At 70.2% G+C, this 25696-nt stretch carries 25 protein-coding genes; 13 read left to right on the forward strand and 12 right to left on the reverse strand.

Features of this window, described 5'->3' with window-relative positions; genetic code table 11:
- Positions 1–151 precede the first annotated feature (151 nt).
- From ACWGJM_RS02430 to ACWGJM_RS02445, 4 genes are all read right to left on the reverse strand, one after another.
- The gene (locus tag ACWGJM_RS02430) at positions 152–469 is read right to left on the reverse strand and encodes an Imm49 family immunity protein (RefSeq protein WP_453409789.1); all 318 of its coding nucleotides are present in this window, start codon (positions 467–469) and stop codon (positions 152–154) included.
- A gap of 10 nt (positions 470–479) precedes the next feature.
- The gene (locus ACWGJM_RS02435) at positions 480–2264 is read right to left on the reverse strand and encodes an ABC transporter ATP-binding protein (protein WP_453409790.1); all 1785 of its coding nucleotides are present in this window, start codon (positions 2262–2264) and stop codon (positions 480–482) included.
- A 398-nt stretch (positions 2265–2662) separates the two neighbouring features.
- On the reverse strand, positions 2663–2788 hold the full coding sequence (locus ACWGJM_RS02440) for a hypothetical protein (RefSeq protein WP_453409791.1): 126 nt from the start codon (positions 2786–2788) through the stop codon (positions 2663–2665).
- Between the two features lie 212 nt (positions 2789–3000).
- Positions 3001–4812, reverse strand: a complete 1812-nt coding sequence (locus ACWGJM_RS02445; RefSeq protein WP_453409792.1) for a bifunctional metallophosphatase/5'-nucleotidase — start codon at positions 4810–4812, stop codon at positions 3001–3003.
- Between the two features lie 171 nt (positions 4813–4983).
- On the opposite strand from ACWGJM_RS02445, the gene mshD reads away from it, so the two are divergent.
- The 8 genes from mshD (at position 4984) to ACWGJM_RS02485 (ending at position 13284) form a co-directional block, all read left to right on the forward strand.
- The gene (mshD, locus tag ACWGJM_RS02450) at positions 4984–5910 is read left to right on the forward strand and encodes a mycothiol synthase (RefSeq protein ID WP_453409793.1); all 927 of its coding nucleotides are present in this window, start codon (positions 4984–4986) and stop codon (positions 5908–5910) included.
- 122 nt (positions 5911–6032) lie between these two features.
- Complete coding sequence (locus tag ACWGJM_RS02455; protein WP_453409794.1) at positions 6033–6419, forward strand: GntR family transcriptional regulator; 387 nt, start codon at positions 6033–6035, stop codon at positions 6417–6419.
- Positions 6416–7312, forward strand: a complete 897-nt coding sequence (locus ACWGJM_RS02460) for an ABC transporter ATP-binding protein (RefSeq protein ID WP_453409795.1) — start codon at positions 6416–6418, stop codon at positions 7310–7312. Before ACWGJM_RS02455 ends, ACWGJM_RS02460 begins: the two co-directional genes overlap by 4 nt.
- Before the next feature lie 5 nt (positions 7313–7317).
- The gene (locus ACWGJM_RS02465; protein WP_453409841.1) at positions 7318–8334 is read left to right on the forward strand and encodes an ABC transporter permease; all 1017 of its coding nucleotides are present in this window, start codon (positions 7318–7320) and stop codon (positions 8332–8334) included.
- Entirely contained in the window at positions 8331–9185 is an 855-nt protein-coding gene (locus ACWGJM_RS02470) for a hypothetical protein (protein WP_453409796.1), read from the forward strand. Before ACWGJM_RS02465 ends, ACWGJM_RS02470 begins: the two co-directional genes overlap by 4 nt.
- Positions 9186–9390: 205 nt before the next feature.
- On the forward strand, positions 9391–11745 hold the full coding sequence (locus tag ACWGJM_RS02475; RefSeq protein WP_453409797.1) for an RNA degradosome polyphosphate kinase: 2355 nt from the start codon (positions 9391–9393) through the stop codon (positions 11743–11745).
- A complete protein-coding gene (locus ACWGJM_RS02480) occupies positions 11726–12796 on the forward strand; it encodes a CHAD domain-containing protein (protein ID WP_453409798.1) in 1071 nt (356 codons plus the stop codon). The genes ACWGJM_RS02475 and ACWGJM_RS02480 overlap by 20 nt, the downstream gene beginning before the upstream one ends.
- Before the next feature lie 68 nt (positions 12797–12864).
- On the forward strand, positions 12865–13284 hold the full coding sequence (locus ACWGJM_RS02485) for an NUDIX hydrolase (RefSeq protein WP_453409799.1): 420 nt from the start codon (positions 12865–12867) through the stop codon (positions 13282–13284).
- Positions 13285–13361: 77 nt separating this feature from the next.
- On the opposite strand, the gene ACWGJM_RS02490 is transcribed toward ACWGJM_RS02485, so the two are convergent.
- On the reverse strand, positions 13362–13535 hold the full coding sequence (locus ACWGJM_RS02490) for a hypothetical protein (protein ID WP_453409800.1): 174 nt from the start codon (positions 13533–13535) through the stop codon (positions 13362–13364).
- A 158-nt stretch (positions 13536–13693) separates the two neighbouring features.
- Between ACWGJM_RS02490 and ACWGJM_RS02495 the strand changes: the two genes are divergently transcribed.
- Together ACWGJM_RS02495 and ACWGJM_RS02500 are read left to right on the forward strand one after the other, a co-directional pair.
- Positions 13694–14581, forward strand: a complete 888-nt coding sequence (locus ACWGJM_RS02495; RefSeq protein WP_453409801.1) for a hypothetical protein — start codon at positions 13694–13696, stop codon at positions 14579–14581.
- 95 nt (positions 14582–14676) lie between these two features.
- Positions 14677–14850, forward strand: coding sequence for a hypothetical protein (locus ACWGJM_RS02500; protein ID WP_453409802.1), 174 nt, complete (start codon positions 14677–14679; stop codon positions 14848–14850).
- 23 nt (positions 14851–14873) lie between these two features.
- Here ACWGJM_RS02500 and ACWGJM_RS02505 read toward each other — a convergent pair whose 3' ends face one another.
- Positions 14874–15206 carry a metal-sensitive transcriptional regulator gene (locus ACWGJM_RS02505; protein WP_453409803.1) on the reverse strand — a complete coding sequence of 111 codons (333 nt, stop codon included), beginning with the start codon at positions 15204–15206 and terminating at the stop codon, positions 14874–14876.
- Between the two features lie 206 nt (positions 15207–15412).
- On the opposite strand from ACWGJM_RS02505, the gene ACWGJM_RS02510 reads away from it, so the two are divergent.
- Both ACWGJM_RS02510 and ACWGJM_RS02515 read left to right on the forward strand, forming a co-directional pair.
- Positions 15413–16033 (forward strand): DUF47 domain-containing protein, encoded by a 621-nt coding sequence (locus ACWGJM_RS02510; RefSeq protein ID WP_009326469.1) that lies wholly within the window; start codon positions 15413–15415, stop codon positions 16031–16033.
- 7 nt (positions 16034–16040) lie between these two features.
- A complete protein-coding gene (locus ACWGJM_RS02515; protein ID WP_453409804.1) occupies positions 16041–17039 on the forward strand; it encodes an anion permease in 999 nt (332 codons plus the stop codon).
- 382 nt (positions 17040–17421) lie between these two features.
- On the opposite strand, the gene pstB is transcribed toward ACWGJM_RS02515, so the two are convergent.
- The 4 genes from pstB to pstS form a co-directional block, all read right to left on the reverse strand.
- Complete coding sequence (pstB, locus tag ACWGJM_RS02520) at positions 17422–18198, reverse strand: phosphate ABC transporter ATP-binding protein PstB (RefSeq protein WP_453409805.1); 777 nt, start codon at positions 18196–18198, stop codon at positions 17422–17424.
- 43 nt (positions 18199–18241) lie between these two features.
- A complete protein-coding gene (gene pstA, locus ACWGJM_RS02525; RefSeq protein ID WP_453409806.1) occupies positions 18242–19303 on the reverse strand; it encodes a phosphate ABC transporter permease PstA in 1062 nt (353 codons plus the stop codon).
- Positions 19300–20307 carry a phosphate ABC transporter permease subunit PstC gene (gene pstC, locus ACWGJM_RS02530; protein ID WP_453409842.1) on the reverse strand — a complete coding sequence of 336 codons (1008 nt, stop codon included), beginning with the start codon at positions 20305–20307 and terminating at the stop codon, positions 19300–19302. The genes pstA and pstC overlap by 4 nt, the downstream gene beginning before the upstream one ends.
- A gap of 130 nt (positions 20308–20437) precedes the next feature.
- Positions 20438–21565, reverse strand: a complete 1128-nt coding sequence (gene pstS, locus ACWGJM_RS02535) for a phosphate ABC transporter substrate-binding protein PstS (protein WP_453409807.1) — start codon at positions 21563–21565, stop codon at positions 20438–20440.
- Between the two features lie 292 nt (positions 21566–21857).
- Here pstS and ACWGJM_RS02540 point away from each other — a divergent pair, with 292 nt between their 5' ends.
- Complete coding sequence (locus ACWGJM_RS02540; RefSeq protein ID WP_453409808.1) at positions 21858–23453, forward strand: FAD-binding oxidoreductase; 1596 nt, start codon at positions 21858–21860, stop codon at positions 23451–23453.
- Positions 23454–23576: 123 nt separating this feature from the next.
- Here ACWGJM_RS02540 and ACWGJM_RS02545 read toward each other — a convergent pair whose 3' ends face one another.
- Positions 23577–24287 carry a phosphatase PAP2 family protein gene (locus ACWGJM_RS02545; protein WP_453409809.1) on the reverse strand — a complete coding sequence of 237 codons (711 nt, stop codon included), beginning with the start codon at positions 24285–24287 and terminating at the stop codon, positions 23577–23579.
- A gap of 232 nt (positions 24288–24519) precedes the next feature.
- Entirely contained in the window at positions 24520–25521 is a 1002-nt protein-coding gene (locus ACWGJM_RS02550) for a C40 family peptidase (RefSeq protein WP_453409810.1), read from the reverse strand.
- Between the last annotated feature and the right edge of the window lie 175 nt (positions 25522–25696).

Genomic DNA, 25696 nt, shown 5'->3' on the forward strand with positions numbered 1-25696 from the left:
GTTGGCCTAGCGTGTCACCGTCAGGACTTCGAGAGGACGGCCCCAGGGGCGACGCCGAGGTTCCCTACGGACTCTTCCCGATGACCCGATGCGACCTCCCCATCCGCTCATCGAGCGACCACCGCTGCCGCCGCGCCCCGAAGAGCACGGGTCATGTATCGAACTCGCCGATCCACGAACGCTTCAGTAGATGCTCGGGCAAGTACTCCGACTCGACCTCGATGGGACGGCCGGCGTCGTAGCCCAGACAGGCAAGTGCGAGGGGAGCCAGGGCAATGTCGCCGTCACCCGACTCCTCACGTTCGGAATCGGCCGTCCAGTACGCCTTGTGGAACTGCACCGCCTGGGCGAGGGCCTCGTTGAACTTCGCGGGGCCCTGGCTGACAAATCGGTAGCGGAGATTGATCGGCGGGTACAGGAGCACGCCGAGGTCGAGATGCTGCGCGGCATCGTCGCCGCTGCTCGGCACCTGCTTCCGGCTACCACCTCAGGATCATCGTCTCGTCCGCCGCCGGCGTCGGCTCCGCGATCGTCTCCGGCAGCGGGGACGCCAGCCTCGCGTAGGCGCCGTCCCGTGCGAGCAGTTCGGCGTGGGTGCCCGTCTCCACCAGTCGGCCGCGGTCCACGACCAGGACGCGGTCGGCGTCCGGGGCCAGGCTCAGGTCGTGGGTGATCATGATGGTCGTGCGGCCGGACACAAGGCGCCGCAGGGGCTGGACCACCTGGCGGGCGGCCACCGCGTCCAGGCCCGCCGTCGGCTCGTCCAGCACCAGGACGGGGGCGGCGCGCAGCATCGCGCGGGCGATGGCGACGCGCTTGAGCTGGCCGCCGGAGAGGGCGGCCGTGCCGGGCGCGATCTCGGTGTCGTAGCCGTCGGGCAGCGCGGCGATGAAGTCGTGCGCCGCCGCGTCCCTGGCCGCCTGCTCGATCTCGGTGTCGGTGGCGTCGGGGCGGCCGCAGCCGATGTTCTCGCGGATGGTGCCGTTGAGGACGAGCGTCTCCTGGGGGAGGAGGGCGACGTTCTCGCGGAGGAATTCGAGGGGTACGTCCGTCAGGGGGACGCCGTCCAGGCAGATCGCGCCCGTGGACGGGTCGTAGAAGCGGGTCAGGAGCTTGGACAGGGTGGACTTGCCGGCGCCGCTCGCGCCCGTCACCACCACCAGTTCGCCCGGTCCGGCCGTGAAGGTCACGTCGCGCAGGGACGCGCGGCGGGACTGCGGGTAGCGGAAGGACACGCCGTGGAAGCTGACCCAGCCGTGCACCGGCCATGCGGGGACCGGCTCGGCGGGGTCGGTGACGGCCGGTTCGGCGTCCAGGATCTCGGCGATGCGTTCGGCGCCGGCGGTGGCCGCGGCGGCCGTGAGGCCGAGCTGGCCGAGGCCCCGGATCGGCGGGTAGAGGTAGCCGAGGAAGGCGGCGAAGGCGAGGAGCTGGCCGAGGGTCATGCGGCCGGCCGAGATCTCCCACACGCCCAGGCCGATCACCGCGAGCACGCACAGCGTCTCGACGACCTCGACGAGCTGCTCGTACATCTCGCTCAGCCGCGCCCCGCGCAGGCTGGCCCGCATCCAGGCGCGGGCCTCGGTGTCGAGGCGCTTCTCCTCGTCCCGGCGGCGGTTGTAGGCCTGGGTGAGGACGACGTTGCCGAGCGACTCCTCGACCACCGAGGTGATCGCGCCGTCGGCGGTCCGCTCGTCCTGGGAGGTCTGCTTGATGCGGCCGGAGAAGCGGCGGGCGGCGAGGAGGAAGAGGGGGGCGAGGACGAAGGTGGCGAGGGCCAGGTCCCAGCGCAGCCAGCAGGCGGCGCAGGCGTAGAAGACCGCGGAGAAGGCGGCGGAGATCGTGCCGACGACACCTGACACGACCATCTGTTCGATGGCTTCTACGTCACCGGTGAGGCGCTCCACCAGGTCGCCCTGGCGGTGCTTCTGGAAGAAGTGCGGTGGCAGGCCCTGGACGTGCCGGAAGACTCCGGCGCGCAGGCGGAGTACGAATCTCTCGGCGGTCCAGGTGGCCAGCGAGTTGCCGAGGTAGCCGACGAACGCGCCGAGGGCGGCGACGCCGAGCCAGGCGGCGGCCGGGCCCCAGAAGGCGGAGAGCGAGCCGGCCTTGAGGGCGTTGTCCGTGAGGTCGGCGAAGAGCAGAATCGCGGCGGTCTCGGCGAGCGCGGACACCACCACGCAGGCCACGATCGCCGCCAGCCACCTGCGGTCGCCGCGGGTCAGCGGCCAGAAGCGGTGGAAGGCCGCGAGGGCTTCCCTCATGTCAACAACTCCCTCATGCGGGCCCCTTGCACGGGCCCTTGTACGTGCCCTTGTACGTGCCCTTGTTCCTGCGCGGCACATGGCCGAGGCGGGGCCACCGGTGCGACCACGCTGTAACCGGTGACCCCGCCTCGCGGCGTGCCTCAGCCCTGCTGCCCCACCGGGCGGCGCTTCGGCGCGGGCTTCTTCGGCGCCGGCTTCTTGGGGGCCGGGGCGGGCTTGCGGTGCTTCTTGACGGGGGTGATCTTGTGGAAGCTCATGATGCTGTGCCTTTCTTTGATTTACGTGGGTGAATTCTTTGTCAGCCGCTGTGGGCGACCGGGCGGCGCTTCAGAGGGGTTTCCTTGCAATTCCCAGGCCATACTCAGCCTGCTCTTATACGCCGCCTACAGTCGCGCTTACTTATGGCCCACCGGGCGCTTGAACTGGGGCTTCTTCGGGGCGGGCTTCCTCTTGGCGGCCGGCTTCGGGGCCGGTGCGCACTTGCGGGTCTTCTTGACCGGGGCGATCTTGTGGAAGCTCATCTGCTTTCCCTTTCGTCGGCGTTCGCTTTCGACATGGAAAACATTACGGGACGCGAGGGCCAGGAAAAGCCAATTTCGCTTAGACCTCGATGAATTGCGTCTGAGATGAATTTTCAGGAGCAACGCGGAACCGAACCGCCCCTCACACAGGTTTTACGGAACACGAAGGCCCGGCACGCACGGGTAGTGCGTACCGGGCCCTCGGTGTGCGGTTACTGGACGATCGTGATCCGATCGGCGGCCGGCGGCGTCAGCGGGTTCGCCGCCGACGAGTTCGCCGTCAGGTACTTCTCCAGCGCCGTCAGGTCGTCCGTGCCGACCAGGTCGTTCGTGCCCTGCCCCAGCGTGGTGAAGCCGTCGCCGCCGCCCGCGAGGAAGCTGTTGGTCGCGACCCGGTAGGTGGCCGACGGGTCGATCGCCGTGCCGTTCAGCCGGATCGAGTCGGTGACCACACGGTCGGCGCCGGTCTTCGTCAGGTCCAGCGTGTACGTCAGCCCGGAGGACGGCTGAAGGATCTTCGGCGCCGCCGCGTTCGCACCGCTCACCTGTTCCTTGAGCGTCTGGATCAGCTGGGCCCCGGTGAAGTCCTGGAGGTTCACGGTGTTGGAGAAGGGCTGGACGGTGAAGCCCTCGGCGTAGGTGACGACGCCGTCGCCCTCACTGCCCTTGGCCGCGTACGTCAGCCCGGCCCGCACCCCGCCCGGGTTCATCAGCGCGAGGTCGGTCTCCGGGTCGAGCTCCTTGCCGTACGCCAGCTGCGCGTCCGCGATCAGGTCGCCCATGGGGGACTCGTTGCCGGTGTTGCCGATGTCGGCGGAGATGTAGCCGATGGGCCGGTTGCCGATCGGCGCGGCGAGGGTGTTCCACCTGTCGATCAGGGCGGTCATGTCGGCCGCCTTCGGGACGTCCCGGGTGACCACGTGGTTGGCCGACTGCACCGCCGTACGCGCGATGTCGCCGGTGCGCCGGTCGTACATCAGCGTCGTGTCCGTGTAGAGGCGGCCGAAGGAGGCGGCCGAGGTGACCATGCGGGGGCGGCCCGCCGGGTCGTCGACCGTGCAGACGTACGCGGTGTGGGTGTGCCCGGTGACCAGCGCGTCCACCGCCGGGGTCACGTTCTTCGCGATGTCGACGATCGGGCCGGAGATGCCGGCGCCGGCGCCGGCGCCCGGGGAGTCGCAGTCGTAGTTGTACGAGCCCGACGCGGGATAGCCGCCCTCGTGGACGAGGGCGACGATCGACTGCACGCCCTGGCGCTGGAGCACCTTGGCGTACTTGTTGATCGTCTCGACCTCGTCCTTGAACTTCAGGCCCTTGACGCCGTCCGCCGAGACGATGTCCGGCGTGCCCTCCAGAGTGACGCCGATGAAGCCGATCTTGACGTCCTTCTTCTTCCACACCCAGTACGGGCGCAGGATCGGCTTGCCCGTCTTCTCGTCGAGGACGTTCGCCGCGAGGTAGGGGAAGTCGGCGCCCTGGAACTCCTTGTCCGTGTAGCAGCCCGCCGTGGGGTGGCAGCCGCCGTTCTGGAGCCGGGCGAGTTCCTTCGCGCCCTCGTCGAACTCGTGGTTGCCGACGGAGGTGACATCGAGCTTCAGGTTGTTCAGCGCCTCGATGGTGGGCTCGTCGTGGAACAGCCCGGAGATCAGCGGGGAGGCGCCGACCATGTCGCCGCCGGCCGCGGTGATGGAGTACGGGTGCCCGGCGCGGGCGTCGCGCAGGTGCGTGGCGAGGTACTCGACGCCGCCCGCGTCGATCGTCTTCGTCGTGCCGTCCGGCTGGAGTTCGGTGACCCGGCCGGAGGAACCGGACGGCGGTTCGAGGTTGCCGTGCAGGTCGTTGAAGGACAGGAGCTGGACGTCCTGGTAGCGGCTCGGGTGGTGGCCGTGGCCGCCCCTGCCGTCGTGGGCGTCCGCCGGGAGCGCGGTGGCCAGTGCGGCGGCGGAGGCCAGTGCGGCGGCCGAGGCGAGAAGTGCGTACGTACGTCGTCTGACGCGGCGATACGGGTGATGTGCGGTCGGCATGCGCCCCCCCCTGTGGGTCTGCTGAGACGGTGGCCCGTTCCGGGCGCAGCCTAGGGTCAACGCGCGTAGCGCAACAGGGTGTTGATGGTTACATCCTGGTTTCCCTTTGCCGATTTCTTTACCGTTTCCCTTTCCGCCACCGGCCCGGGACCGCCCCGTACCCTCATACGCATGACCAGCGACGACACCGCACGGCCCGCCCACACCCGTTCCATCGAGACCTACTCCGCGCTCTCCCCGGGCCAGGCAGAGGCCGTGCTCGGGCTGCTCGCGGAGGCCGCCCGCGTCGACGGGCAGCAGCCGGTGTCCGAGCAGGGGCGGCTGCAACTCTCCGGCGGCGCCCGGGAGGGCGTATCGCATCTGCTGCTGCTCGTCGGCGACGAACTCGTCGGCTATGCCCAGCTGGAAGACACCGACCCGGTCGAGGCGCCGGCCGCGGAACTCGTCGTCCACCCGGCCCACCGCGGGCACGGGCACGGCCGGGCGCTGGGCTCGGCCCTGCTGGCGGCCTCGGGCAAGCGGCTGCGGGTGTGGGCGCACGGCGGGCACTCCGCGGCCCGGCACCTCGCCCAGGTGCTCGGCCTGACCCTGTTCCGCGAACTGCGCCAGATGCGGAGGTCGTTGGCCGATCCGGACCTGCCCGATCCGGTGCTGCCCGAGGGCGTGACGGTACGCGCCTTCGTGCCGGGCGCCGACGACGCGGCCTGGCTGGCCGTCAACGCCGCCGCCTTCGCCCACCACCCCGAGCAGGGCTCCCTGACCCGGCGCGACCTCGACGACCGCAAGTCCCAGCCGTGGTTCGACCCGGCCGGCTTCTTCCTGGCCGAGCGCTCGGGTGAGCTCGTCGGCTTCCACTGGACGAAGGTGCACGCGGTCGAGCAGCTCGGCGAGGTGTACGTCCTCGGCGTGGCCCCCGGCCGGCAGGGCGGCGGCCTGGGCAAGGCGCTCACCATGGTGGGCCTGCGCCATCTGGCGGCTCAGGGGATGCCGACGGCGATGCTGTACGTCGACGCGGACAACAAGGCGGCGGTGTCGGTGTACGAGCGGCTGGGGTTCACGACGTACGAGACGGACCTGATGTACCGCACCGAAACCTGACGCACCTGAACCTGAGGTACCTCTTATACCTGACGTACCTCTCATAGGGGGCGGCGGTCTTGACGCCGCCCCCTTCTTTGCACCACCCTTTCACTACTCAATTAGTGAAAGGGTGGTTGTGAGTGGTCGAGTACCGCATCGACCGGCACAGCGGCGTGGCCACCTACGTCCAGATCGTCCAGCAGACGAAGCAGGCCCTGCGCATGGGGCTGCTGGAGCCGGGGGACAGGCTGCCCACGGCGCGGGAGGTCGTGGAAGCCACCGCGATCAATCCGAACACCGTCCTGAAGGCGTACCGCGAGCTGGAACGCGAGGGACTCGTGGAGGCCCGGCGAGGGCTCGGGACCTTCGTACGGCGTTCTCTGGGCGCCGCCCCCGTCGACTCGCCCCTGCGCGCCGAACTGGAGGAGTGGGCGGCGCGCGCCCAGGACGCCGGGCTGGAGCGTGACGACGTGGCCGCACTCTTCACTGCCGTACTCGAGAAACACTTCCAGGGAGACCTGTCATGACCAACACGGCGCTGAGGGCCGACGCGCTGGGCAAGCGCTACGGCAGGCGGCGAGGGTGGGCGCTGCGCGACTGCACCTTCCAGCTGCCCGCCGGACGTGTCTGTGCCGTCGTCGGGCCCAACGGAGCGGGCAAGTCCACGCTCCTCACCCTGAGCGCCGGGCTGCTCGTCCCCACCGAGGGCACGCTCACCGTCCTCGGGACGGGCCCCGCCGAGGCGCGCACCCGCGTGGCCTACGTCGCCCAGGACAAGCCGCTCCACCCGCAGCTCACGGTCGCCGAGACGCTCCGCATGGGCGCCGACCTCAACCCGGAGCGGTGGGACGCGGCCGCCGCCGAGCGGACGACCGCCGCCGGCGACCTGGACCCGAACGCCAAGGTCCGCACGCTCTCCGGCGGTCAGCGCACCCGGGTCGCGCTCGCCCTGGCCCTCGGCAAGCAGCCGGAGCTGCTGCTCCTGGACGAGCCGATGGCCGACCTCGACCCGCTGGCCCGGCACGAGCTGATGGGCGTGCTGATGGCGCAGGCGGCCGAGTACGGCACCACGATCGCGATGTCCTCGCACGTGGTCGCCGAGCTGGAGGACTCCTGCGACCACCTGCTGCTGGTCGGCGGCGGCCGGATCCGGCTGGCCGGGGAGATCGACGACCTGCTGGCCGCCCACACGCGCGTGAGCGCCGCCGCGGACACGGCCGACCTCGCCCCGCACACGGTCGTCGAGTCCCGTGTCACCGGCCGCCAGCTCAGCGCCCTCGTCCGCCCGGCCGGCCCACTGCCCGCCGGCTGGCGCACCAGCACGCCGTCCCTGGAGGAACTGGTCCTCGCCCACCTGCGCAACCCCGAGGCCCCCGCCCTCACCGCCGCCGCGGCGACGACCGAGGAGGCCGCCGCGTGAGTGTCATGACCGCGTCTACTTCGGCAGCCGCCCGGCACCCGTCCGGCCGCCCGCGTCTGACCCGCTGGCTGCTGCGCCTGCACCGCCCGGCGCTGCTCCTCTGGGCGGGACTGGTGGTCCTCGGGGCCGCCCTGCTGCTGTGGCTCGCCGGGCCGCTCACCGACGCGGCGGCTCAGGCGTGGCGGCAGTGGAACTCCTGCCGCAACGGACCGAACTGCCCGTTCGACCAGGAACCGGTCCTGTTCTTCAGCGACACGTACACCTACCTCACCCTCGCCCTGGCCGCGCTGCCGTTGCTGACGGCCGCCTGGGCGGGCGCCGCGCTCGTCGGGCGCGAGATGGAGTCCGGCACCGCGCAGCTGGCCTGGACGCAAGGCGTCACCCCGGCCCGCTGGCTGGTGGCCAAGCTGGCGCTGCCGACCGTTGCGGTCACCGCCGGCACAAGCCTGCTGGTACTCCTGCACCGCCGGGCCTGGTCGGCGGCCCACAGCCGCGGCGTCACCCTCGACCTCTGGAACGAGATCTGGACCTTCCACGCCAACGGCCCCACCACGGTCGCCTTCGCCCTGGCCGGCCTGGCCGCCGGCGCCTTCGCGGGCATGCTCTGGCGCCGCACCCTGCCCGCACTCGTCCTCGGCCTCGTCCTCACCGCCGGGATCCGGGTCCTGGCCGAGGTGCTCCTGCCGCACCTGTGGCCCGCCGTCACCCGGGTCACCAGCCTCAAGGAGGGCTACGTCTTCACCGGCATCAACGTCGACAGAGGCCTGGTCACCGCCACCGGCGCGCACATCCCCGCCCCCGCCTGCGACAACCTCTCGACGAACGGGTGCCACCGGGCGTACGAGAAGCTCGGCGCGGTGGGCTACTACAGCAGCTACCACCCCGCCTCGCACTTCTGGCCGCTCCAGCTGACCACCACCGCCCTGGTACTGGCCCTGGCCGCCCTGCTCACCGCGGGCGCGTTCCTCGTCCTCAGGCGGCTCACCGGAGCGTTCCGGCTCGCGAAGGCGGCCTCCGCATGAGCGCCGCCGCCCTCCGGGGCCTGCCCCGCACGGTCCTGCGGCTGCACCGCTGGGCCCTGCTGGCCTGGGCCGCGTTCGTGGCCGGGCTGACCGGCTGGCTGGTCTGGCTGACCGAGGTGACCGCGGCCGGCGCCCGCGCGGACGATCTGTCCTGCCGCCACGCCCCGGCCTGCAACATCTCCCGCCTGCTCGCCTACACCGAATCGGTCGGCTGGATCGGCACGCTGATCTGCTACAGCTTCCTGGCCGTCGCCGCCTTCGCGGGCGGCGCCCTGATCGGCCGGGAGCTGGAGTCCGGGACCGCCCAGCTGGCCTGGACCCAGGGCGTCACCCCGACCCGCTGGCTCACCGCCAAGCTCGCGCTGCCCGCACTGGTGGTCACGGCCGGCGGTGCCGCCCTGGTGACGGTGTACCGCTGGGGCTGGGCGGCCAGCCGGGGCCTGATGGACGACGACTGGACCTTCGCCGACGTGTTCGTGGCCCGGGGCCCGCTCATGGTGGCGTACGGCCTGTGCGCCCTCGCGTTCGGCGCGCTCGCCGCGCTGCTGCTGCGCCGCACCCTGGCCGCCCTCGGCACCGCGTTCGCCGCGATGTGGCTGCTGAACTTCGTGCTGGAGCGCTACCGCGCGGACCTGTGGCCGACGGTGACCCGCACGTCACTGGAGCGGCTCAGGTGGCCCAACGGTGCCTGGCAGGTGAACTGGGGCCGGAACGCCGACGGCTACTACGCCGTCTATCACCCGGAGTCCCACTACTGGCCCCTCCACCTGGTGGAGACCGGCATAGTCCTCACCCTGGCGGCCGCCGCGACCACGGCGGCCTACACGGTGCTGCGCCGGCGCACCGCGTAAGGGACCGACGATCCCGTACGTCCTCCCACGGGGGGAAGGACGTACGGGATCGTCACTTTCGCGGAGGGCGCACCGTATTTCGCGGACGGCGCGCCGCACTTTCGCGAACGCCGCACCGCGCCGAACGCCCGGGAGCCGCTCCCAGATATCCCGCACGTCATGTCTCCGTAACCATCGATTCAGACGACCTTGCGACGCTCAGCCAATGAAGCCCGCCGTGCCAGAGCCTTCGCCGCCCCCCGAGGGGCCCGCGGGGAACGGGGTCGTGAAGCTCCCACCCGCACGTTCCGACGCGCCCGTATCGCTCCTGGCGCGGAACAATGGGGTCATGAGCCAGCCAGACACCCAGGCACAGGTCCAGCACGCGCAGCCCTCCGTGGGCTCCATAGCCGCGCACCGCCCGCACACCGTGGCGGCCGTGGTCTCCGACCTGGAACCCGACATCGATGCCGACCTCGACGCGTACGAGGAATCCCAGGTCGACGGGGTACAGCTGCCGCAGGGTCGATTCCTCGACCGGGAACGCAGCTGGCTCGCGTTCAACGAGCGGGTCCTCGAACTCGCCGAGGACCCGAACACGCCCCTCCTCGAACGCGCGAACTTCCTGGCGATCTTCGCCAGCAACCTGGACGAGTTCTTCATGGTCCGGGTGGCCGGTCTGAAGCGCCGTATCGCGACGGGCGTCGCCACCCGCTCGGCCTCCGGTCTCCAGCCCCGTGAAGTACTGGAGATGATCTGGGCCCGCTCCCGCGAGCTGATGGCCCGGCACGCCGCCTGCTACCACGAGGACGTCGCCCCCGCACTCGCGGAGGAGGGCATCCACCTGGTCCGCTGGAGCGAGCTGACGGAGAAGGAACAGGCGCGCCTCTTCACGCTCTTCCGGCACCAGATCTTCCCGGTCCTGACCCCCCTGGCCGTGGACCCGGCGCACCCCTTCCCGTACATCTCCGGCCTGTCCCTGAACCTGGCCGTGGTGGTACGCAACCCGGTCAGCGGCCACCGGCACTTCGCCCGCGTGAAGGTGCCGCCGCTGCTGTCCCGCTTCCTGGAGGCCGCCCCAGGCCGGTACGTCCCGCTGGAGGACGTCATCGCGGCCCACCTGGAGGAGCTCTTCCCGGGCATGGAGGTCCTCGAGCACCACGCCTTCCGGCTCACCCGCAACGAGGACCTCGAGGTCGAGGAGGACGACGCCGAGAACCTGCTCCAGGCCCTGGAGAAGGAGCTCATGCGGCGCCGCTTCGGGCCGCCGGTGCGCCTGGAGGTCGAGGAGTCCATCGACCGCGAGGTCCTCGACCTGCTGGTGCGCGAGCTGAAGATCAGCGAGGCCGAGGTGTACCCGCTGCCCGGCCCCCTGGACCTCACCGGCCTCTTCCGCATCGCCTCCCTGGACCGGCTTGAGCTCAAGTACCCGAAGTTCGTCGCCGGCACCAACCGTGACCTCGCCGAGGTCGAGTCGGCGTCGGCACCGGACATCTTCGCGGCCCTGCGCACCCGCGACGTGCTGCTGCACCACCCGTACGACAGCTTCTCCACGTCCGTGCAGGCCTTCCTCGAACAGGCCGCGGGCGACCCGGACGTCCTCGCCATCAAGCAGACCCTGTACCGCACCTCCGGCGACTCCCCGATCGTCGACGCGCTCATCGACGCCGCCGAATCCGGCAAGCAGGTCCTCGTCCTCGTCGAGATCAAGGCACGCTTCGACGAACACGCCAACATCAAGTGGGCGCGCAAGCTGGAGGAGGCCGGCTGCCACGTGGTGTACGGCCTCGTCGGCCTGAAGACCCACTGCAAGCTGTCCCTGGTGGTGCGCCAGGAGGGCGAGACGCTCCGCCGCTACAGCCACGTCGGCACGGGCAACTACCACCCGAAGACGGCCCGGCTGTACGAGGACCTCGGTCTGCTCACCGCCGACCCGCAGGTCGGCGCGGACCTCTCCGACCTGTTCAACCGCCTCTCCGGCTACTCGCGCCGCGAGACCTACCGCCGGCTGCTGGTCGCCCCCAAGTCCCTGCGCGACGGCCTGGTCTCACGGATCGACAAGGAGGTCGTGCACCACCGTGCAGGGCGTCCGGCGTTCGTCCGCATCAAGGTCAACTCGATGGTGGACGAGGCGGTCATCGACGCCTGCTACCGCGCGTCCCAGGCGGGCGTGCCGGTGGACGTGTGGGTCCGCGGCATCTGCGCGCTGCGCCCCGGCGTCCCGGGCCTGTCGGAGAACATCCGCGTCCGGTCCGTCCTCGGCCGCTTCCTCGAGCACTCCCGGGTGTTCATCTTCGGCAACGGCGGCGAGCCCGAGGTGTGGTTCGGCAGCGCCGACATGATGCACCGCAACCTCGACCGCCGGATAGAGGCCCTCGTCCGGGTCACCGACCCCGCCCACCGGTCCTCTCTCAACCGGCTGTTCGACACCGGCATGTCCGACACCACCATCTCCTGGCACCTGGGCCCGGACGGCGAGTGGCTGCGACACGCGAACGACGGGGACGGCCAGCCCCTGCGCAACGTCCAGGAGATGCTCATAGACGCCCGGAGGCGCCGGCGTGGCACAGCGACACCTTGACCCGACGGACCCCACGGCCGGGGCGGTGACCGGGGACACCCTCGCGGGCTACCTGCGCGCCCAGGCCACGGAGTTCCTCCGCGCGCTGCGGCTGCACCGGGAGACCGGGGGCAGCTCGAACGGCGCGGAGGAGTCCGTCGACGCGGCGCGCGCCCTGCGTCGCTCGGCCCGCCGCATCAGCGGCAGCCTGCACACCTTCCGACCCCTGCTCGACACCGCCTGGTCGGAGGAGATCAGGCCCGAACTGGCCTGGCTGTCGGGCACGCTGGGGCTGGAGCACGCGTACGAGGGCCGGCTGGAGCGGCTGCTGCTGGCGCTGCACCGGCTGTCGGGGTCGACGACGGTGCCCGCCCAGGCGGTCGGCGCGGCCGTGGGCGGCCCCACCGACGGGGCGGCGCCCGCCCCGCTGAAGGCGGCACCCCCGAACGGCAACCTGACCGTCGGCGCGGCGAAGGCGGGCGCCCTGCTCGACCGCCAGCTCACCCTCGCGCGGACCCGCGCCCACTCCACGGCCCTCCAGGCCCTCGGCTCCTCCCGCTTCCACGCCGTCGCCGACAAGGTCGCCGTACTGGCCAGCGAGGTCCCCCTCACCGCCGCCGCCACGTCCACCGAACTGCACCCCATGGCGGACGCCGCCGAGGAACGCCTCACCGACGCGATCACCGCGCTCCCCCTGGTCACCGCGGGCCACCCCTACAACGCGGAGGCCCTCATCCACGGCCTGTCCCCGGACCCGTCCTCCCACCCACAGGACGGCCCCTGGCACCAGGTCCGCCTGCTGCTGCGCCTGCACCGCTACGCCCGTGAGGTGCTGCACGGCCCGGGCGCCCCCGTGGACCTGCGCCTGCTCACGGCCGGCCAGGCCCTGAACCGGCACCGGGACGCCTCGGAGGCCGCCGCGGCGGCGGCACAGGCGGCCCGCACCCCGCGCATCGCCCCGGCGACGGCGTACGCCCTCGGCGTGCTCCACGCCGACCAGCGTCACGAGGTGGAGGCGTCACGGTTCGCGTTCCAGCAGTGCTGGCAGAAGCAGACGGTCACCACCCCCTGACCCTTTCTGGCCGTTTCCAGCTCTTTCTGACTTTTTCTACCCCTTCGACGCGAGGCGGTGAAGCACCGGTGACGACCGCGAACGACACCCCCGTGCAGGCCGCGGGCTGCGTACTGTGGCGTCGCTCGCCGGTGGACGGCGGCCTGGAGGTCTGCCTCGTCCACCGGCCCAAGTACGACGACTGGTCCCATCCGAAGGGCAAGCTCAAGCGCGGCGAGGAGGCGCTGTCGGGCGCCCTGCGGGAGGTGGCGGAGGAGACCGGGTACAGCGCCGAGCCCGGCGCCGAGCTGCCCACGGTGTGCTACTACGCCAACGGCCGTCCCAAGGAGGTCCGTTACTGGGCGGCCGAGGCCGTCGCCGGCGACTTCACGCCCAACGACGAGGTGGACCGCATCCTGTGGCTGGCGCCCGGCCCGGCCCGGGCCCGCCTGACCCAGCCCCGCGACCGGGACCTCGTCGACGCCCTGGTCTGCGACTCGCAGGTGTGACCCGCGAACTCTCCGGTGTGACCCGCGACCGGGCCGGTGCGCCCCGCGAGAAGCCTCCCGTATGACCCGCGAGCCCGTCAGCTCGCCGTCGAATGCCCCTCCGCGTCCGCTCTCGCCTGGCTGCGGGCCCGGCGGGCGGGACCGCGCCAGCCGCAGGTGCAACGGGCCACGCAGAAGCGGCCCTGTTCGCTCGTCGTCGTGAGGTGTTCCTGCCCGTGCCGGGTCCGTTCGGGACCGTCCTGCTGCGCCACGCCGACAACGTTACCCACCCGAGGTAAAGGGCTCGTCCACCCCCGCTCAAGCTCCCGCCGCGCCGACCGGGCGCACGCGTGACGGCCGCCCCCTACTCGTCGTTAACCGGATCGACAGGGGGCCCGTGACGGACGTACCGGCTGGGGGTAGGCAGGCTATGGATCGGCGGCAGTACAGACGGGGCGGGACAGCCGGCAGAGCGGGATTCGCGGTGGGGATCGCGGCCGGTCTCGGCCTCGGTGTCACGGGCTGCTCCTTCAGCGGCGCCGCCGCCGAGGACGGGCGCGGCGCGGGCGACCCGGTCACCACGCTGCACCACGCCGCCGACGCCCTGCGCGGGGCGGGCAGTTCAAAGGCCACCACCTCGATGGAGATGGCCACCGGCGGCACCCGGGTCACCATCCGCGGCAAGGGCGTCTACGACTTCCGCAGACAGCTGGGCCGGCTCACCGTGCAGCTGCCGCAGGACCCGGCCGGGCAGGCCGAGCACCGCCCGATCACCGAACTCCTCGCCCCCGGCGCCCTGTTCATGAAGAACCGCGGAGCGGGGGTGCCCGCCGACAAATGGGTACGGGTGGACACCACGACCCTCTCCGACGGCAACCTGGTCACGGGCGGGGCGACGGACCCGTACGCCGCCGCGGAGTTGCTGCGCGGGACACGGACGGCGACGTACGTGGGGCGTAGCGAGCTCGGCGGGATCGAGGTGCGGCACTTCCGCGGCACCGCCGACCTGGTCAGGGCGGCGCGCGGCGCCTCGGCGGGCAACCGGGAGGCACTGGCCGCGGCGGCGAAGGGTTTCGCCACGGCCGAGGTTCCCTTCGACGCCTACCTCGACGACGAGGGCCGCATCCGCAAGATCCGGCAGAGCTTCTCCTTCGTCAACGGCCGCCGGAAGACCGCCGTGGCGGTCGCCTCCACAACGGTGCTGTACGGCTTCGGCACCCCGGCGGACGTCCGGCTGCCGCTGCCGAAGGACATCTACGCGGGCCGGATCGCCGAAAACCAGCCATCCGGCGAACCGGCCGGCGGCCCGGGGCACTAGTCAGCGCGGCGGCCCGTGAACTAGCCCGTCCGTGCCATGCGCGGTGTGTAGAGCCCTGCCTACTCTAGGAAGTCGGTAACGGCAGAGAAGAGGTGATGCACGTGGCTCCGGTCGGCGGTACGGCAGTTCAGGACCACGTGGCCCTCGCCGAGATCGAGCTGTGCGGAGAGCTGATCATCGCGGCGTCCGCCGCCGAGGAACGGCTCAGCCTGGAGAGCATCGACGAGGTGCTGCGCGTGGCGAAGGAACGCGAGACGACCGAGCACTGACCGCTGACCTGCGGGACGGGCACTCAGGTGCGCAGCAGGCGGCCGATCGCCTTCGTGGCCTCCTCCACCTTGGCGTCGATCTCCGTCCCGCCCTTGACGGCCGCGTCCGCGACGCAGTGGCGCAGGTGCTCCTCCAGGAGTTGCAGCGCGAAGGACTGCAGGGCCTTGGTGGAGGCGGACACCTGCGTGAGTATGTCGATGCAGTAGGTGTCCTCGTCGACCATGCGCTGAAGGCCCCGGATCTGGCCCTCGATCCGGCGCAGCCGCTTGAGGTGCTCGTCCTTCTGCTTGTGGTACCCGTGCGTGGTGCCGCCCACCTCGGAGGGCGCCGTGGCACCGGCCTCGGTCGTCGTCATCGCGCCCCTCCAGTCACTGCGGAGCTCCGGACAGATACCCCTACAGGGTATATGGTAGCCAACTTTGCTGGGTATACGCGTCTTGGTACGCCCCCGTGATGATCGGTTTGACTGATGGGTGACACTGGGAGGCGGCCCATTAGCCGTGGCCGGATGATGCGCCTAGCATCAGCCTGACCGAAACCGAAGCACCCCGAGGACCCCAAGTGCGCTTTCGTCTGACCCCCAGGGAGACGAGCTTCTACGACATGTTCGCCGCTTCCGCGGACAACATCGTCACCGGCTCGAAACTCCTGATGGAACTGCTCGGGGCGGACGCTTCCGCCCGAGCCGAGATCGCAGAGCGTATGCGGGCCGCGGAACACGCAGGTGACGACGCCACGCATGCGATCTTCCACCAGTTGAACTCCTCGTTCATCACGCCCTTCGACCGCGAGGACATCTACTCCCTCGCGTCGTCCCTGGACGACATCATGGACTTCATGGAGGAGGCCGTCGACCTGGTCGTCCTCTACAACGTCGAGGAACTGCCCAAGGGCGTCGAGCAGCAGATCGAGGTCCTGGCGAGGGCGGCGGAGCTGACGGCGGAGGCCATGCCGAACCTCCGCACGATGGACAACCTCACCGAGTACTGGATCGAGGTCAACCGCCTCGAGAACCAGGCCGACCAGATCCACAGAAAGCTTCTTGCGCACCTCTTCAACGGCAAGTACGACGCGATCGAGGTGCTCAAGCTCAAGCAGATCGTGGATGTGCTGGAGGAGGCGGCGGACGCGTTCGAGCACGTGGCGAACACGGTGGAGACCATCGCCGTCAAGGAGTCCTGACCTCTTTATGGACACCTTGGCTCTGATCGTGACCGTCGCGGTCGCGCTCTTCTTCACTTACACGAACGGATTCCACGACTCGGCGAACGCGATCGCGACGTCGGTGTCGACCCGGGCCCTGACCCCGCGGGCGGCACTGGCGATGGCGGCCGTGATGAACCTGGCCGGTGCCTTCCTGGGCTCCGGTGTCGCCAAGACCGTCAGCGAGGGCCTGATCGAGACGCCCCAGGGCTCCTCGGGCATGGCCATCCTCTTCGCGGCGCTGGTCGGCGCGATCGTCTGGAACCTCGTCACCTGGTACTTCGGCCTGCCCTCCTCGTCCTCCCACGCCCTGTTCGGCGGCATGGTCGGCGCGGCGCTCGCGGGCGGCACGGCGGTCCACTGGAACGGTGTGCTCGACAAGATCATCATCCCGATGTTCCTGTCCCCGGTGGTCGGCCTGATCGTCGGCTACCTGGTCATGACCGTGATCCTGTGGGCGTTCCGCCGCTCCAACCCGCACAAGGCCAAGCGCGGCTTCCGCATAGCGCAGACGGTGTCGGCGGCCGGCATGGCCCTCGGCCACGGCCTCCAGGACGCCCAGAAGACCATGGGCGTAGTGGTGCTCGCCCTGGTCATCTCCGGCCACAAGACCTTCAACGACCCGATCCCGGTGTGGGTCAAGCTCGTGTGCGCGGTGATGCTCTCCCTCGGCACCTACGCCGGCGGCTGGCGCATCATGCGCACCCTGGGCCGGAAGATCATCGAACTCGACCCGCCGCAGGGCTTCGCCGCCGAGACCACCGGCGCGTCGATCATGTTCGCCACCGCGTTCCTCTTCAAGGCGCCGATCTCCACGACCCACGTCATCACCTCAGCGATCATGGGCGTAGGCGCCACCAAGCGCGTCAACGCCGTCCGCTGGGGCGTCGCCAAGAACATCGTCCTCGGCTGGTTCATCACCATGCCGGCAGCCGCCCTGGTGGCCGCGGCGGCATTCGGGGTCGTGAACCTGGCGTTCCTGTAGCCCCGGACGGCCCCCGTTCCCCGCCAGCAAGCCACACGCTGACGAGCCCCGCCGCGCCTGCGCTCACCGGGCCCGCCGGGGTCTGGGGCGGGGCCCCAGGGTGGGGGCCCTTCCAGCCGACCCGCACGGGTGGGTGGGAAACGGGGTCCAGGGGCGACAGCCCCTGGCGGGGTCTGGGGCGGAGCCCCAGGGGCTGCCCGGAGACCCGCCGTGGGCGCGAACCCCGGGAGGCTACAAGAAGCGGCCCTCCCCGGCGGAGCCCCCGGCGGAGCCCCCCGTACAAACAGCGATGGGCCCGCCCCCGGGAGCCAGGGGCGGGCCCTCACATCCCCGCGGTGGCACCGCCATGCAGCACCGCGAGGGGTCTCGGCAAACCGCCGGCTCAGCCGAAGCGGCCGGAGATGTAGTCCTCGGTCGCCTGGACCGACGGGTTGGAGAAGATCCGCTCCGTGTCGTCGATCTCGATCAGCTTGCCCGGCTGCCCCACCGCCGCGAGGTTGAAGAACGCCGTACGGTCGGACACACGCGCGGCCTGCTGCATGTTGTGCGTCACGATGACGATCGTGAACCGTTCCTTCAGCTCACCGATCAGGTCCTCGATGGCGAGCGTGGAGATCGGGTCCAGCGCCGAGCACGGCTCGTCCATCAGCAGCACCTTCGGCTCCACGGCGATCGCCCGCGCGATGCACAGCCGCTGCTGCTGACCACCGGACAGCCCGGACCCCGGCTTGTTCAGCCGGTCCTTGACCTCGTTCCAGAGGTTCGCGCCCTTGAGCGACTTCTCGACGACGTCCGCGAGCTCGCTCTTCTTGTAGCTGCCGTTCAGCCGCAGCCCCGCCGCCACGTTGTCGAAGATCGACATCGTGGGGAACGGGTTCGGCCGCTGGAACACCATGCCGACCTCACGCCGTACCGACACCGGGTCGATCCCGGTCCCGTACAGGTCCTCGTCGTCGAGCATCACCTTGCCCTCGACCCGCCCACCCGGCGTGACCTCGTGCATGCGGTTCAGGGTGCGCAGGAACGTCGACTTGCCGCAGCCGGAGGGGCCGATGAACGCCGTCACCGAGCGCGGCTCGACCGTCATCGAGATGTCCTCGATCGCCTTGTGGGAGCCGTAGTAGGCGGTGAGCCCGCTCACATCGATTCGCTTGGACATAACTACTTCACTTCCAGACTCTTCGGTCGCTGATAGGCCGCGGTCAGCGACCGGTCTTCGGGGCCTTCAAGCGGGCAATGCCCCGGGCCACCATGTTGAGGATCATCACGAAGGCGATCAGCGTGAGGGACGCCGCCCACGCGCGGTCGTACGCCGCGTTGGCACCCGCGCTCTGCGAGTACTGCTGGTAGATGTACAGCGGCAGCGACGCCTGCGCACCCTCGAAGGGGTTGTTGTTGATGAACGGGTTGCCGAACACCAGCAGCAGCACCGGCGCCGTCTCACCCGCGATACGGGCGACGGCGAGCATGATGCCGGTGATGATGCCGCCGATGGAGGTCGGCACGACCACCTTCAGGATGGTGCGCCACTTGGGCACACCCAGCGCCAGGGACGCCTCGCGCAGCTCGTTCGGTACGAGCTTGAGCATCTCCTCGGTGGAGCGGACCACGACCGGCATCATCAGGATGGCCAGGGCCAGCGAGCCGGCGAAGCCGAAGGGCTGCATGTCGAAGATCAGCATCAGGCTGAGGATGAACAGACCCGCGACGATCGACGGGATACCGGTCATCACGTCGACGAAGAACGTGACGGCCTGGGCGAGCCTGCCCCGCCCGTACTCGACCAGGTAGATCGCGGTGAGGATGCCGATCGGCGCGCCGATCAGGGTGGCGAGGCCGACCTGCTCCAGGCTGCCGATGATGGCGGCGTAGATACCGCCGCCCGGCTCGGAGTCGGCGACGACACCCATGGAGTGGGTGAGGAAGTAGACGTCGAGGACCTTCACGCCGCGCGAGACGGTCGTCCAGATCAGGGAGACCAGCGGGACGACGGCGAGCAGGAAGGCGACCCAGACGAGGGAGGTCGCGACGCGGTCCTTGGCCTGGCGGCGGCCCTCGACGCGGGCGGCGATGCCGAACGTACCGAGGATGAACAGGATCGCGGCGATCAGGCCCCACTGGACCTTGCTGTCCAGGCCGGCGGCGAGGCCGATGCCGACCGCGACCACGAGGGACCCGGCGGCGATGGCCCACGGGGACCACTTCGGGAGGCTGGCGCCGCGCAGCGTGCTGGGGCGCTTGTCGGCGAGGCTGGCGGTGCTCATGCGTTGGCCCCCGAGTACTCCTTGCGGCGGGCGATGATCGCGCGGGCCGCGCCGTTGACCAGCAGGGTGATGACGAACAGGACCAGACCGGAGGCGATCAGCGCGTCACGGCCGTCCTGCGTCGCCTCGCTGAACTTGCTGGCGATGTTCTGGGCGAAGGTGCCGCCGCCCGGGTCGAGCAGGCTGGTCTGGACGTCGAAGGTCGGGGAGAGCACGGTGGCGACGGCCATCGTCTCGCCGAGGGCGCGGCCGAGGCCGAGCATCGAGGCGGAGATCACGCCGGAGCGGCCGAAGGGCAGCACCGACATGCGGATGACCTCCCAGCGCGTGGCGCCGAGGGCCAGCGCGGCCTCCTCGTGCATCCTCGGGACCTGCCGGAAGACCTCGCGGCTCACGTTGGTGATGACCGGCAGGATCATGATCGCGAGCAGGATGCCGACGGTGAGCATCGACCGGGGGGCGCCGCCCTCCCAGGAGAAGATGCCGGTCCAGCCGAGGTATTTGTCGAGCCAGCCGTAGAGGCCGGTCATGTGCGGTACGAGGATGAGCGCGCCCCACAGGCCGTACACGATGGACGGCACGGCGGCGAGCAGGTCGATCACGTACGCGACGGGGCCGGCCATCCTGCGCGGCGCGTAGTGCGTGATGAAGAGCGCGATGGCGACCGCGATCGGGACCGCGATGACCATGGCGATGATCGAGGAGACGATCGTGCCGAAGGCGAGGACCGCGATGCCGAAGGAAGGCGGCTGGAGGTTGGTGTTCCACTCGAAGGTGGTCAGGAAGTTGCCGTGGTCCTTGCTGATCGCGAGGGAGGCGCGGTAGGTGAGGAAGACCGCGATCGCGGCCATGACCACCAGCAGCAGGATGCCCGAGCCGCGGGAGAGGCCGAGGAAGATGCGGTCACCGGGGCGGGTCGCGCCACGGGCGTTGCGCTTCTGCTCGGCCACGGTCGGCTCGGGGACGGGGGGAGGTGCGTCGGTTGTCTGCGTCGATATGTCCATCGGGTTCTCCGGTCTGCGGAGCCGCTTGCGGGTGGGCGGCTCGGTGGAGCCGTCCACGGGGGACGGCTCCTGGCGGCGGTGCACCGGACGGTGCGGTCCGGCCCCGGACCGGGGCCGGACCGCACTCAGGTCAGCTCAGGCCCTCGATGGTGGTGCGGACCTTGGAGATGATCGCGTCGGGGACGGGGGCGTAGTCGATCCCGGACAGGACCTTCTGGCCGTCCTCGCTGGCGATGTAGCGGAGGAACGCCTTGGTGGCGGGCAGGGTGTCCGCCTTGTTGCCCTTGTCGCAGGCGATCTCGTACGTGACCAGCGTGAGCGGGTAGGCGCCCTCGGCCTTGGTCTTGTAGTCGAGCTGGAGCGACAGGTCCTTGCCGGTGCCGACGACCTTGGCGGCGGCGATGTCGGCGGTGGCGCTCTCGGTGCTGGGCGCGACCGGCTTGCTGGCACCGGTGTCGATGGAGACGGCCTTGAGGCCGTCCGAGACGTAGGACAGCTCGAAGTAGCCGATGGCGCCGGAGGTCTGCTTCACCTGCTGGGCCACACCCGCGGACTGCGGAGCGGACTGGCCGCCCTTGGCCTGCCAGGCCTTGCCGCCGGAGTACTTCCAGTTGTCCGGGGTGGTGGCGATCAGGTACTTGGTGAAGTTGTCCGTCGTACCCGACTCGTCGGAGCGGTGGAACGCCTGGATCTTCAGGTTCGGGAGCTTCGCGTCGGGGTTCAGCTTCTTGATCGCCGCGTCGTTCCAGTTGGTGATCTTGCTGTCGAAGATCTTGGCGAGGGTCGGGGCGTCCAGGACCAGGTTGTCGGCACCCGGGACGTTGTAACCGACCGCGATCGGGCCGCCGACCATCGGCAGGTCGATGCCCTGACCGCCGGAGCAGACCTTCTTGGAGGCGGCGACCTCTTCGGGCTTGAGTGCGGAGTCGGAGCCGGCGAAGGCGACCTGACCCTGGGTGAACGCGGTGACACCGGCGCCGGAGCCGCCGCCCTTGTAGTTGATCTGCACGCCGCAGGCCTGGGAGAAGTTCTTCACCCACGCGTCGATCGCGTTCTTCTGCGCGGAGGAGCCGTCGGCGAGGAGCTGGCCCTTGGCGTTGTCGCACTTGATGGAGCTGGCGTTCGCCGTGGACGAAGAACCGTCGCTCGCCTTCTTGCCCGTGTCGTCGGAGCCGCACGCCGTCAGGGCCAGGGCGCCGGAGACGGCCACAACACCGAGGGAAAGGGCGCGAAGCCGGTTCTTGCGCTGAAGCTTCACTTTCGGGAGTTCCTTCCAGGAGCCGCCACCGTCGGCGGCGTGCGAAGTCGTTGGTACGGAAGCGCGTCCGCAAGGCCGCACTCCGCACCGGGTACGGCCGAAATTAGGCAGAACAGGTGAAGGCGCCGATGGCCGGAAGTGAACGGGGGGTGAACCCCTGCCGTCGGCCCGGTGAGGTCACGGAATGCTTACGGGGAGGCCACACATAGGTTCCGACGCTGGGTTACGCAGCGTGGAACCTTTGGCCCCGGTACGCCGTCTCGTTCCAGGGGAGCCGACGAAAGGCACGAGCATGGAACGGCGTACGTTTATCTCAGGCGGCGCAGCCGCGGTGGCCGCGATCGCGGTGGCCGGCTGCAAGGGAAGCGGGGGCACGGCCGCCGGATCCGCGAAGCACGCGACGGGCACAGCGGACCCGTCGACGCGGGCACTGACGTCGACATCCTCCCGTACGCCGATCAAGACCGCCAACGCGGCGGCCGCCGCGAACTGGGCGGCGCTCGCCCGCGACCTCGACGGCACGCTGGTCCGCCCCGGCGACGCGGCCTGGAAGACCGCCCACCAGCTGTACAACACCCGCTTCGACGGCCTGAAACCCGCTGCGGTCGCCTACGTCGCCCACGCCGACGACATCCGGACGACGCTGGCCTACGCCCACGCGCACAACATACGCGTGGCGATACGCAACGGCGGCCACTCCTACGCGGGCTGGTCCTCCGGCGACAGCCGCCTCATAGTCGACGTCTCCAAGCTCAACCGGATCCGGGTCAGCGGCCAGGAGGCCGTCGTCGGCGCCGGCTCCAAGCTGATCGACGTCTACCGCGCGCTCGGTGCCAAGGGCGTGACGATCCCCGCCGGTTCCTGCCCCACGGTCGGCGTCTCCGGCCTGGTGCTCGGCGGCGGCCACGGCGTGGCCTCCCGTGCGTACGGCCTGACCTGCGACAGCCTCACCCAGGCCACCCTGATCACCGCGGACGGCAAGCAGCTCACCGCCAACGCCACCACCAACAAAGACCTCTTCTGGGCCCTGCGCGGCGCCGGCAACGGCAACTTCGGCGTCGTCACCGAACTCCACTTCAAGACCCACCCGGCCCCCCAGGCCGTCACCGGATACCTGACCTGGCCCTGGGCGAAGGCCGCCGCGGTGATCAAGGCCTGGCAGGAGTGGGGCCCGACCCAGCCCGACGAGATCTGGTCCTCCCTGCACCTGTCGAGCTCCCCCGGCCGCACCCCCACGGTCTCCGTGGCCGCGTTCTCCATGGGCACCTACGGCGAGCTCAAGAACGCGGTCGACCGCCTGGCCGACAAGGTGGGCGCCAACGCCTCCAGCGTCTCCCTGCGCCGCCGGGGCTACGAGGAGGCGATGGAGGGATACGCCAACTGCTCCTCCTACCCCACCGACGCCCAGTGCCACCTCCCCGGCTCGACCCCGGGCCGCTCCCCGCAGGGCGCCCTGAGCCGCGAAACGTACGCCGCCCGCTCCGACTTCTTCGACCACTCCCTCTCGGCGGCCGGCATCCAGAAGCTGCTGGCCCAGCTGACGTCGGTGCGGGGCGGCGCGGGCAGCATCGACCTCACCGCCCTCGGCGGCGCCGTCAACCGCGTCTCCCCCACCGCCACGGCCTTCGTCCACCGCCGCTCCCGGATGCTGGCCCAGTACATCGCCTCCTGGGGCGCGGGCAGCTCCGGCACGACGGCCCAGTCCTGGCTCACGTCGGCCCACAACGCCATGCAGCCCTACGCCTCCGGCGCGGCCTACCAGAACTACACCGACCCGACGCTCACCAACTGGCGCAAGGCGTACTACGGCGACGCGGCGACGCGGCTGGCCCAGGTGAAGAAGCAGTACGACCCGGAGAGGTTCTTCAGTTACCCGCAGGGGTTGTAGGCCGGGGGCCTGCCCGCCCGCAGCTATGCGATGCGATGCGGCCGCGTAGCTGCGGGCAGCCGTGCCTCCCCCAGTGCTTCAAGGGCCTCAAGGGCCTGGGGGGACCCCAGGCGGCACGGCACCCTACGCGGCGAGATCCCGCTCCTCCGAGGCCACGGACTCCCGCGACCCGGGAACGAACGCATCCCCGCCCTCGGCCTCCGATGAGCGCCGCCGGACGACCCACCCCACCCGAGGCGACCGCTCCACCGCCTTCATCACCGGCGTGAGCAAAGCCATCGCCGGCGGCGACAGCAACAACGCCACCGCGGTCCCGAGCGCGAACCCCCCGACCACATCGGTCGGATAGTGCACGCCCATGTACACCCGGCAGAACCCCTCGAACAGCGCCAGCCCGATCCCGACGACCCCGAACCTCCGGTTGGCGACGAACAGTCCGACCGCCATGGCCATGGTCAGCGTCGCGTGATCACTCACGAACGAGTAGTCGTTCTTCCCGGAGACGAGAACGTCCAGCCCCTGGTGATCGACGAAGGGACGGGGCCGCTCCACGAATCCCCGGATGGGCACGTTCACCAACACGGCGATCCCGGCGGCCAACGGCGCCCACACGAGCCCCGCGACAGAGGCAGCCGCCTCGTCCGCGTCGGCGGAACGCCTCCGCACGGACCACCAGCACCAGAGCACCACCAGCACCATGGCGAGCAGCAGCCCGTACTCACCCACGAACTCCATCACCCGGTCGACCCACCCGGGCGCGTCCTTGGCCAGTCCGTTGATGTCGTACAGCAGGTCGACGTCGGGGTTCGATCCGGAATCGGCGAGTACAGCCATGGTGCTGCGGCCCCTTCGTCGTTCTCCGGGCGCACCTCGCGTGCGCCGCTCCTACCCACCCCTGTGGTTTCGTAGATCCGCTTCCGCTGCACTGACGCACTGACGTCCGCTCGGCTACGTCAACAGGAACGCACGTCCCCCGTCTCAACGTTCCACTCTCCACCGAAAGATCACTCAGACGTTATCGAAGAGAGACTCATAGCCGCAGCTCAGGGGGCCGGTTCACGTTCGGTCACACCTTGGTGGGGAGCGCTTTCGCGCCATCTTCGGTTACCCGAGTGGCCCCGAAGTAGTCGGGGGTGTCGACCGGGTCGAACCGGATGACAGCCCCCGGCCTGGGCGCGTCGATCATGTATCCGCCCCCCACGTAGATCCCCACGTGCCGGATGGCCCGAGAGTCGGTCAGATCATCGGAGAAGAACACCAGATCGCCCGGCAGCAACTCCTCCCGCTTCGGGTGCGGCCCCGCGTTGTACTGATCGTTGGCGACACGCGGAAGCGTGACCCCGACGCTCTCGTACGCCGCCTTGGTCAACCCGGAACAGTCGAACCGTCCGCCCTGGTCAGCGGTGCCGTTCCCACCCCACAAGTAGGGCGTCCCGAGCTTCTTCTGCGCATAGGCGATGGCAGCGGCGGCCTGCCGGCTGGGGTCGACCCGGGTGACGGGGGCGGCGAAGCTCTTCTCGAGCGTGCTGATCGTCTTCACGTAGTTCCGGGTCTCCGAGTACGGCGGCACGCCCCCGTACTGGATGACCGCGTACGCCCCCGCGTTGTAGGCGGCGAGCATGTTGTCGGAGACGTCGCCGGGGACGTCCTTCACGTACGAGGCGAGCTGGCAGTCGTAGGAAGCGGCCGACGGAATCGCGTCATTCGGGTCCCACACATCCCGGTCTCCGTCCCCATCGCCATCGATACCGTGCGTGGCCCACGTCCCCGGGATGAATTGCGCTATCCCCTCCGCCTTCGCCGGACTTTTGGCGTTCGGGTTGAATCCGCTCTCCTGGTACAACTGGGCGCCCAGCAGGGCCGGATTGAGGGCGGGGCAGAGATTGCCCCACTTCTGAACGAGCGTCTGGTACGCGGCCGGCACGGCCCCCTTGGCCAGCGAGACGGCCCCGCCGCCCATCCCGTTGACGAGGTTCCCGGCGACGACGTACACCCCGACCACGAGCAGCATGACGAAGCTCAGCCCGAGCCCGGCCGCGGCCGCACCGACCACCCATACTTTCCGCACGGCTCAACCCTCCCCCATCCACGCCCGCTTCAAGTCCGCTTTCGCCTCAGACCGACCGACTCAGCCAGCATTTCGGCCTATTCGTGCCACAGTGATCGCCAGAATACGGGAAGTAACCCAGCCGACCGGCGACCTGATCGCCTATCACCACCAGGTGATCAATTCCAAGCGGTGT

The organism is Streptomyces sp. NPDC054834, from assembly GCF_053611185.1.